Consider the following 9,637-nt stretch of genomic DNA (forward strand, 5'->3'; position numbering starts at 1 on the left):
GCATCTTGAAATTTCACGAAAATACCTTTATTCCTGCTAAGCGTTCTAAACATCACCCCTTAACCCAAGAGGATAAGCAGTTGAATCGCGAGATAGCTAAAATGCGTATTGAAGTTGAGCACTTTAATGCCAAATTTAAAACCTTTCAAATCATGGCACAGCCCTATCGTAATCGTAGAAAACGGTTTGAATTAAGAGCTGAGTTGATTTGTGGCATCATCAACCACGAGATGATGTAGTTACCGAACAAGTCTATTTGTAATTTTCAAAAACTTCATCGTCTTTATAAGCTTCCATATATGTATATAAATTGATTACTTTTGACTTCATTTTCTCACCAACTTCTTCTATAAATTATAGATAATTAAACACTAGACTTCCTGCGAAACAAAAATATAAATATCTTACAATCATTTATTACTATCCTGCACCACAATAATCGGTTAATACAAATAAAATACTAATCTCCATAAAGTCAACACATCCTAGTTTATTAGCTTTTATACTTTAGGAAAGTAGTTGTATAAAATGTAAAGCTCTCCCAATAAATGCCATATCTAAGGAGAGTTACTGTATTTTTATAAACGTAAGCCAAGCATTTAGCTCATATATGTCTTAATTCTCCACATTTTATATATTCACTAAAAAGAGAAAACCCACAGATTATAAGCAGTTTTATTTTTAGAAAACTCTTCAATCATCAATTAATTTGATACACTGTTTTTTGGAATAATTTTGTAAAGTATGATACCTTCTGATTTCACAATGCAATAATAATTAATTTTTTCATGAATATTTCCTAACAATGAGCAATCTATGTAGCAACACGTGTCAGTTCAAATCTTTTAAGCGTTCTAAGTCAATAATTCTATCACATTGCTGAGCCTGATACATATTATGCGTCACCAAAATAATCGTTTTCCCGTACTCATCACGTAGCAGTTTCAGTAATTCAAAGGCTGTTTGAGCCATTTGTGGATCCAAGGAGCCAGTTGGCTCATCTGCTAGAATCAACTCTCCTGGCTTTAGAATAGCACGAGCGATAGCAATTCGCTGCTGTTCTCCACCTGATAACTCATTAATACGACTCTCCAAGAAAGATTCCATGTGAACTTTTGATAAAACTGTCTTTATTTTTTTATCTTTTTCTTCCTTAGTTAAATTAGTGTAATGAAGTGCTAGCATCAAATTATCACCAACACTTTCATTTGGAATCAGGGCATTAGATTGAAACAAGTAATTTAATACATTTCGACGGAGATGGGTTGCCTTTTTAGAGTTAACTTGTGGTAGAATCTCACCATCAATCGTGATTGTTCCCTCATCAACAGTTTCTAATAAGCCAATAAGGTTGAGTAACGTAGATTTTCCTGAACCGGATGGACCAATCAACGCAACAAATTCTCTATCCGAAATATCAAATGAAATATTCTCAATAACACGTTTTGTACCGTAATATTTCGATAACTGTCTGACTGAAATAGTTGGCATATTCTTACTCCTTAAATATATTTAAGATTTTCTGCTGTTCTTTCCGTAAAAGAAAACCATATAGAAGAACTGACTGCAAACATAGAGATAAAGCGGCGGACACTATACCCAATTTTGTTTTCAATAAGAAACTAATTAGTACCTCTATAATAGCAGAAACAATCACCAAAATCATAATTCCTTTATAACGTGCCCATAAACCAAATCCTAAGAAGTATTGCACTATTAACCGATCTTGATAAGTAATTCGATACATCAATACCAAAGCAATTAGTATTGAAGTTAAGCTAATCAATACAGCTAATATAAGGCTACCAAATAAATAAAAAGTATAACTCAACTCTTTCTGGCGTCCATCAATATATCGCCTAACTGGTGTAAATTGAATATCGTTATCCATAAGATCTGGAAAATGAGTCGTTATCTCTTCCTTCACACGAGTCAGAATATTCTGATTACGTATTTTGAGATAACCATTGAAACCCGAAACAACAAGATTCGCACTCTCCTTAAAATAAAGATTTTCAGGACTAGCTACAAAAATAATCGGCTCCTTACTAGTTACCCCTTGTTGTAAATTTGTGGACCAAAGGAAAATATCTTTAGTTGTGGAATAGCTTTTATAAATGAATTGACGATTTTGTGTAAATGGTGTCTCCACATCCCCATCATAGACTTTGACACTTTCTTCTAAATATGCTCGCATACGTTGCTGCTCCTCAGTTGTATAACTATCTGGAATCAGATACAATCTGCTACCACTTCGTATCTCATTTAATTCTTCTTCAGAAAACTGAAAACCTAGTTCAGTTAAATAATTATAAGAATAAACTAGATACCAAAATGGTTTACTAGGTAGATTCTGATAAGCAGTCACATTCGCCAAAAAATCTTGTCCGTAGTATTGACTATGAATTAAATAGACACCTTCATCATGACCTATTTTTGTATAAAGATGATACATACTTAATTCTAATGTATTACTCGTACCTGCCAGTGTTCCCAAGTCATCGCCTTCAGAAAAAGAATCAATTACTTGCATATTCTCAACACTTTTCCACGCCCTAGCAATATGGACATTATCCATAAAACGGTACAAAGGACCATCTAGGGAATAACTGGTAGCAATTAAGATACTGCTTAACGCAATGTAGGAACTAATACCTAAAATAGTCAATAGTCTACTTGGAAAACGTTTGTGAATAGCAGACAAAGCAGTCACTGAATAAACTATCAAACTAGGAATAATGAGAATAGTAGCTAAGGCCAACATTGAAAATACTATATGGCCCATGATAGGTATCAAAATATAGTATGAAACTTGGGACCAGCCTGTCAACCACCAAATGCCTACAGCTAATATAGGTGTGCTAAGAACCGATGGATAAATAATAGGTTTAAATAATGCTAACCAAAATTCATTTCGACTCCATCCCAGTAGGGTGAGACTACCAAATTTTTCATAGGCCTGAAGAACAATTACAAGCAATAATATTAACAGCGTTAACATTGTGAATAACAGCAAACCTATGAGAACAAAAGGAACTAGACCATAATCACGACGACTACCAAATTTTTCCTGTAGAAAATTTTCCTCTGATAAGTCTGTGGCACTCGCAAACTGTTTGATAAATTCACTTTTGTCTGTTTCTGATTCTAAACCATTTACATGATAGATTCCCGTTAAAGTATTGGTTTTTTGATAAACTTGCTCTAATCGATCAATAACAATCGGAACAGTAAATAAAGGCCTCGGTAGCTCATAAAGTGTATCATGAGACGCCTCAGCAATTCCTATCGTTTTCTTGCTATCCTCATGCTCTAGTAAGACTTTTAGCTGTGACTTAGTTAAAATATTTGAATGGTGATAGTTAAAATCAGAAAAAATAATCAGAATTTCCCATGGCATCTATATAATGTTTTTGTATACCATTGCCTTTAGAATCTTGAATGACTCGATGAGTCCAAACGGCTAAATCACTTCTCTCATTTAAATAATAAAACGCTTTTTCTTGCTGAATTGGACTTAGCTTTTGAAGGTACAGCGTTATAGTTCGATTATTCTGGTTGTAGTGCTGCCATGTTTCTTGATAAGATACACCTGTAAAAAAAATTGCTGTCAGAGCAAATAATATACTCTGAACAGCAACCAAAAACAGGGCTAGGTATTTTAATTTTCCTAGAAAAATGTTTTTGTTAGTCATAGGCTATTACCCTCGACAATTCCAGTAACATTGTGCAGTGTCGCCTCCGATAAACGCAATTGCAGAGGCCATTACTCCAGGATCTTTCCATCCAGAAGAAACACCATTCGCAGTTGCTGTATGCTCATAAACAGATGATTGAACATCTGAATAACTAAATACAGCTGCTGCACGACCATAGTCCCAATATACTGCACTACCTTTATAATATACAGTTGCTGCGGAAACCACTGAACTACCTATACCAAGTAGAGAGAGTCCAATCAGAGTAGTAGATGCAATTTTTTTCAATGTATTTTTCATGATTTTATCACCAACTAATTTCTAAAAGATTTTCATCTTTGTCTAAAATTAAAAGTATAAACCAGTTACTTATCATATAAAGCCTCTGAAATTCATATTATAATATCTGATGATAAAGTCTTGCTAAGAAATGCACTGTCCTTTACTATCATAACAGAATAAAGAAGTATCCTAGGCCAATTAAAAATCTCCGTTTTTATATCTGTTAGGTAAGTTGTAACTCATATCCTAGACTCCTTTCTTAATTAAACTATTCAAACCATTTTTACTTAGCAACAAACACAAGTCCTGAATCAAAGCCCTGATTTTTAGCAGGAAAGTGACTTATTACCGAGACGGTTAATATCAAAGACAACAAACTTATAGCTAATAAGATTTCTCTTTTCATAGCTTTTTTTACTTTTTATTTTATGCTTTAATAATAACATGATTTGAAAGCGTTGTCAACATTTTTATAGTAAAATAAACCAAAAAAATGAGGCTGGGACAAAAGTTTAACCTTAAATACAAAAAGCGAACAAAACGAGTTATCTGACATTCAGAATTCTGTTTTGTTCGCCTTTTTGTCTAATCTATCGATTTTAAAAAATTATAATAAAGAGTTCCTAAAATCAAAATCTTTTTGTCCCAGACTCCTAGACATAAACCAAGTCAGATTAAAGTTACAAATATAATGATAAGGCTTTCTTTTACTTTATACTACCATAAAACAAGGAATCTCTCAACAAAATTCATTATCAAACTACTACTCTAGGAGATTGACAGTCCAAATCTTTCAGAATAGAACACTCCTAACTATCGAATGTTCCGTTTTCATAAATATATATGCTATTCTGGGCCTAGAATCCCTATAAACTAAATGTTTTTGCACTATTCTAAACCATTGATTACCTTAAATTTTAATTTTTGAAGGATTCTAAAGCTAGAATAGTCCTATCACAATCAGTTTTGAATGATTCACAATTTAGAAACGCTATGATTCTACTCCTTTTACATTAAAAAGGAACTGCCCAAAGCAATCCCTTTCTGATTTTGAAATTATTTACTTAAAATTTGATAGTTGAGATAATCAATAGCCCACCTATAAAAAGAGTTATAGTAAAATTCCTTATTTATTGATTTCAAGCTCCGACAACTGTGTTTGAATAACTGACAGTTCTGCACCGGCCTGAAGAAGAGCAGCTGCAGTATAGGCACCTTCTACAATTGGAACCCTATTGATGACGATACTTTTATCACTGAAATCAGCCACCATTTCTAAGTTCATTTTAGCAGAACCTAGGTCAAAAAAAGCTAATAAAGTATCTGCTGGATTTTCGGAAACAACCCTATCTACTTGATCAAAACTCGTTCCAATTCCTCCATCTTCGGTTCCTCCTACATAAGTAATCGGAACATCTTTAGCTACTTCACCAATCAGTTCAACAACACCTTCTGCAATGTGTTTGGAATGTGAAACGATAACAAGACCAATACTTCCCATTAAACCACCCCAGTTTCTAAAAGAGCAGTAAAGAGTAATCCTGATGAGAATGATCCAGGATCAATATGTCCAAGAGAACGCTCTCCTACATAAGATGCCCTTCCTTTAGTTGCAAGTAAATCTTTGGTAGCATTCACTACCTTATCAATAGCCTCTTGAGTCAATTGACCAGCAGACAAGGCAGCAATAACAGGAGTCCAAACGTCAACCATTGTCTTTTCTCCAACTTCTGCTTTCCCACGTTTGACAATCATATCCAAACCACTTTGTAAAATTTCTTCTAATTTCGAATTAGAAGAAACCTTGGACATTCCCATAAAAGCAGAGCCATACAAGGGACCAGAAGCACCGCCGACCTTACTCAGTAGTTGCATTGAGACAAGCTTAAACACATCACTGCTGGTCTCAAATTGCTTTCCTTCTAAGTTTTCCATAACTGCAGCCATTCCACGCGCCATATTTCCACCGTGGTCTCCATCTCCTATAGGAGTGTCTAGCTCACTAAGGTAATCTTTCTGTTCTTGAATCTTTTCATTAAAAAGCTTCATCCATTCAAGAGCTTGTTCGGCATTCATTCGATATTTCCTCCTTGAGTTTTACCAAGCTGGTGTAGTAACAGGTGCATTTAAAGCATCCAACCACTCATCATCTGCCAATCGAATCAACGTTAATGACAAACCAGCCATATCGATTGAAGTCATGTAGTTTCCAATTTTCTTAAACGCCAACTCAACACCTTTTTCATGGAGCAATTTAGCTACATCATTTGCAAATACATATTGTTCCATAAGGGGTGTGCTTCCTAAACCATTAATGAGAAGGCCATAGCGTTCACCTGATTTAAGTTGGAAACCTTCAGATAATTTTTCAACCAACTCTGAGGCCAATTGTGCTGAAGGCTGCATTTTCTCTTTTTTATATCCTGGCTCACCGTGAATACCAACTCCATATTCAAATTCATTATCTTTTAAAACAAAACCTGGTTTCCCAACCTCAGGAACGGTTGCTCCAGACAAGGCAAGACCAATTGTTTTAATTTCTAACACAAGTTTATCTGCCAAATCCTTCATTTCAGCTAATGATTTACCAGAACGAGCTGCAGCACCCAAAATTTTATGGACTAAAATAGTACCCGCAACACCTCGACGACCTTGGGTATAGAGACTATTTTCAACAGCGATATCATCATCAACCACAACGCTTGCTACGTCAATACCTTCCATTTCAGCAAGTTCTTGTGCAATTTCAAAGTTCATGATATCCCCAGAATAGTTCTTGATAACCATAAAGACCCCAGCACCTTCATCAGCTGCCTTAATAGCCTCTAAAATTTGATCCGGAGTAGGTGAGGTAAAGACTGCTCCACAAATGGCAGCAGACAACATCCCATCTCCGACAAATCCAGCATGACTTGGTTCATGTCCTGAGCCTCCACCAGAAATGAGTCCAACTTTTCCTGTCTTTTCTGCCTTTCTAACGATAACATCAAAACCATCTAAACGTTCTACCAAATCATCATGCATGAATGACAACCCCTGTAACATTTCATCAACAACTTGTGTCGGTTCATTTATAATTTTTTTCATGAGAAACTCCTTTCGGCATTTACCTTTGTTTTCGCTTTCATTATATATTTTTTATTGCTGAATGATAAGGGACAGATTCTATTATTTGTCCCCTTTTAAACCCGTTTAAAACATTTTTTTGGTAAAATGAAGTAAGTAAAAGAAAGGTTTCCTATGGCATCATCACTCATTACAAAAAAACGAATTGCCAAGGCATTTAGAGACCTCTTAGCTACTAGAGAATTTGATAAAATCTCTATTGTAGATATCATGGAATCAGCTGGCATTCGTAGACAGACCTTTTATAATCACTTTCTTGACAAATATGAACTACTCGACTGGATATTTGAGAATGACTTAACCGAGTATATCACCAATAACTTGGACTTCATTTCGGGCCAAAAACTATTACAAGAATTATTTTTTTATTTCGAACAAGAGCGTGACTTTTATATTCAACTTTTTGATATTCAAGGGCAAAATAACTTCTATGACCAATTTATAAGTTACTGTCGCTTGCTTGTATCAAAAATTTTAAAAGAATATGGTCAGATTGATATCAATTCATCTGCTTATACTTGTTTTTTGTTAGACTATCATTCACATGCTCTAGCAGAAATCGTGAAGGCTTACGTCAATAAAAAAAGTCCAGTTCCCCAACCAGACTTTCTAATCATGACAATTATTGGAAAGAGACCACAATGACATTTATTTCAAATCATAAACAGAAAATTATTTCAAGTTACATTTCAGCAACTATCAGCAGTCATCCTGAATTAGAAAAACACCCTACTTTACCATTAGTCTATCAAAAAAATCGCAATCCTCATCAGGTTCCAATATTATCGGGTGGAGGTTCAGGTCACGAACCTGCTCATATTGGATATGTGGGAGAAGGAATGCTTACCGCTGCTATCTATGGCCAATTATTTACTCCTCCTACAAGAACTGAAATCTTAGAGTCCATTCGTTTTTTAAACAATGGTCAAGGTGTCTTCATCATTGTAAAAAATTTCGAAGCAGACATCAAAGAATTTAGTTCGGCCATTAACACTGCTAGACAAGAAGGAATTAAGGTCGGCTATAGTCTAGCACACGACGATATTTCTATTGAACCTCACAATAGATTTCAAATTAGAGGAAGAGGGCTTGCAGGGACAATCTTACTTCATAAAGTTCTAGGATATGCAGCTCAAAATGGTGCCAACATCGAGCAACTAACTGATTTAGGTCATGAGCTTGCTCCCGAAATCGCAACAATTGGCTTTGCAACGAAAGCTGCTAGTCTCCCCCAAGCCACCCTTCCACTATTTAACTTAGAGGAAGGAAATATTTCTTATGGTATTGGGATACATGGCGAAGAAGGCTATCGTATCGTCCCATTTCAATCATCGGAAATCCTTGCGAATGAAATTATAAGCAAATTAAGATTGCACTATCATTGGAAAAAGGGTGATCAATTTATATTGCTTGTAAATAATCTAGGCACTACTACCAATCTAGAAATGGGCATATTTATCAATGATCTCCTTCAACTCTTAGAAATTGAAGGAGTCACTATTACCTTTATAAAATCAGGAACATTTATGACCAGTCTAGATATGGCAGGTATATCCGTAACTCTTTGCCCTGTAAAAAATAAGCAATGGTTAGAAGCTCTCAATGCTTCAACGACAGCTTTTGCATGGTAATTTGCTTGTATAACTCAAAAGGGCTACATCACTTGATGGCCCTTTGCTTTTATCTTACGTTTAAAAGAACTGATTCTTGCCATTTCAAAAAGTCCATCTATACCTTACAATTCTTCCGATGAGCTTTGAGTTTTTTCAGAGCCCAATCATAGTGACTTGACGTGCTACTGACAAAGTAGAAACCTAGACTTGTCCCACCTGTCCACTTATAGATACCTTTAGTAAAGAGTTCGTCAGTGCTGAAGCCTTCTATCAACTCTAAAACCTCTCTATGTGATTGCGTCAAGAGTCTAGTTGCTTCTTCTAAGGAGGTTTTCTGGTGCTTCTTCCAAAAAGCGACATTCATTTGTCCATAAGTTTTCCAATTATAAGATTCAGGGAGAAAAGGTCTTTCGTGACCTTTTTGATTAGAATGTACCCAAGTCAAAAGTAACTGCTGCCATTCATAAAGATGGATCAAGACATCTCGTAGATTTTTATCCCTTTTCCAGTGAGCTTCTTTTTTCTTTGGGTCTCTTGAAAAATCAAATGGAGTCTGTAGCTCATCTTCACTTAGTTGGGAGATAAAACGGTTGAGCTTGTCATAGTTTTCCTTAGAGGCCAGCACTAGCTCCTCTTTTGTTTTTGGTCTAGGCACAGGAGTACTCCCTTCACATTGCTAGTTATTAGACTTCCTGCGAAACAAAATATGGTACAATAGTTCTATGAATTATGAAGCAAGCAAACAATTAACTGATGTACGATTTAAGCGCCTTGTTGGTGTTCAGCGCACTACTTTTGAAGAGATGTTAGCTGTGTTAAAACAGCTTATCAACGTAAACACGCAAAAGGTGGCCGAACCCCTAAGTTAAGCTTAGAAGATCTCCTCATGGCTACTCTTCAATACATGCGAGAATACCG

General features: G+C 35.4%; 11 protein-coding genes and 1 pseudogene. 4 read left to right on the plus strand and 8 right to left on the minus strand.

The window, feature by feature from the left end:
- Positions 1-239, plus strand: a 239-nt coding sequence (locus tag FGQ53_RS10215; protein ID WP_138338487.1) for a transposase family protein, incomplete at its 5' end; no start/stop codon positions are given.
- A gap of 592 nt (positions 240-831) precedes the next feature.
- Here FGQ53_RS10215 and FGQ53_RS10220 read toward each other — a convergent pair.
- From FGQ53_RS10220 to dhaK, 7 genes are all read right to left on the minus strand, one after another.
- Entirely contained in the window at positions 832-1,491 is a 660-nt protein-coding gene (locus FGQ53_RS10220) for an ABC transporter ATP-binding protein (protein ID WP_138338489.1), read from the minus strand.
- A 4-nt stretch (positions 1,492-1,495) separates the two neighbouring features.
- Positions 1,496-3,400, minus strand: a complete 1,905-nt coding sequence (locus tag FGQ53_RS10225) for an ABC transporter permease (protein WP_138338492.1) — start codon at positions 3,398-3,400, stop codon at positions 1,496-1,498.
- A complete protein-coding gene (locus tag FGQ53_RS10230; protein WP_138338495.1) occupies positions 3,369-3,695 on the minus strand; it encodes a hypothetical protein in 327 nt (108 codons plus the stop codon). Before FGQ53_RS10230 ends, FGQ53_RS10225 begins: the two co-directional genes overlap by 32 nt.
- A 6-nt stretch (positions 3,696-3,701) precedes the next feature.
- The gene (locus FGQ53_RS10235; protein ID WP_138338497.1) at positions 3,702-3,998 is read right to left on the minus strand and encodes a hypothetical protein; all 297 of its coding nucleotides are present in this window, start codon (positions 3,996-3,998) and stop codon (positions 3,702-3,704) included.
- Between the two features lie 1,108 nt (positions 3,999-5,106).
- Entirely contained in the window at positions 5,107-5,481 is a 375-nt protein-coding gene (gene dhaM, locus FGQ53_RS10240; RefSeq protein WP_138338500.1) for a dihydroxyacetone kinase phosphoryl donor subunit DhaM, read from the minus strand.
- Positions 5,481-6,056 carry a dihydroxyacetone kinase subunit DhaL gene (gene dhaL / locus FGQ53_RS10245; RefSeq protein WP_138338502.1) on the minus strand — a complete coding sequence of 192 codons (576 nt, stop codon included), beginning with the start codon at positions 6,054-6,056 and terminating at the stop codon, positions 5,481-5,483. Before dhaL ends, dhaM begins: the two co-directional genes overlap by 1 nt.
- Positions 6,057-6,077: 21 nt before the next feature.
- Positions 6,078-7,067 (minus strand): dihydroxyacetone kinase subunit DhaK, encoded by a 990-nt coding sequence (gene dhaK / locus FGQ53_RS10250; RefSeq protein ID WP_138338505.1) that lies wholly within the window; start codon positions 7,065-7,067, stop codon positions 6,078-6,080.
- Positions 7,068-7,220: 153 nt separating this feature from the next.
- Between dhaK and dhaS the strand changes: the two genes are divergently transcribed.
- Both dhaS and dhaQ read left to right on the plus strand, forming a co-directional pair.
- Positions 7,221-7,751, plus strand: a complete 531-nt coding sequence (dhaS, locus tag FGQ53_RS10255) for a dihydroxyacetone kinase transcriptional activator DhaS (protein ID WP_138338508.1) — start codon at positions 7,221-7,223, stop codon at positions 7,749-7,751.
- Positions 7,748-8,737: a DhaKLM operon coactivator DhaQ gene (dhaQ, locus tag FGQ53_RS10260; protein WP_138338510.1), complete on the plus strand. Its 990-nt coding sequence runs from the start codon at positions 7,748-7,750 to the stop codon at positions 8,735-8,737. Before dhaS ends, dhaQ begins: the two co-directional genes overlap by 4 nt.
- A 97-nt stretch (positions 8,738-8,834) precedes the next feature.
- Here dhaQ and FGQ53_RS10265 read toward each other — a convergent pair whose 3' ends face one another.
- Complete coding sequence (locus tag FGQ53_RS10265; protein ID WP_138338513.1) at positions 8,835-9,374, minus strand: ClbS/DfsB family four-helix bundle protein; 540 nt, start codon at positions 9,372-9,374, stop codon at positions 8,835-8,837.
- Positions 9,375-9,441: 67 nt separating this feature from the next.
- On the opposite strand from FGQ53_RS10265, the pseudogene FGQ53_RS10270 reads away from it, so the two are divergent.
- Positions 9,442-9,637: pseudogene (locus tag FGQ53_RS10270) on the plus strand (IS5/IS1182 family transposase); the annotation flags it as partial.

This window comes from Streptococcus mitis, from assembly GCF_005844455.1.
In the GTDB taxonomy this organism is placed as follows: Bacteria; Bacillota; Bacilli; order Lactobacillales; family Streptococcaceae; genus Streptococcus; species Streptococcus mitis_BF.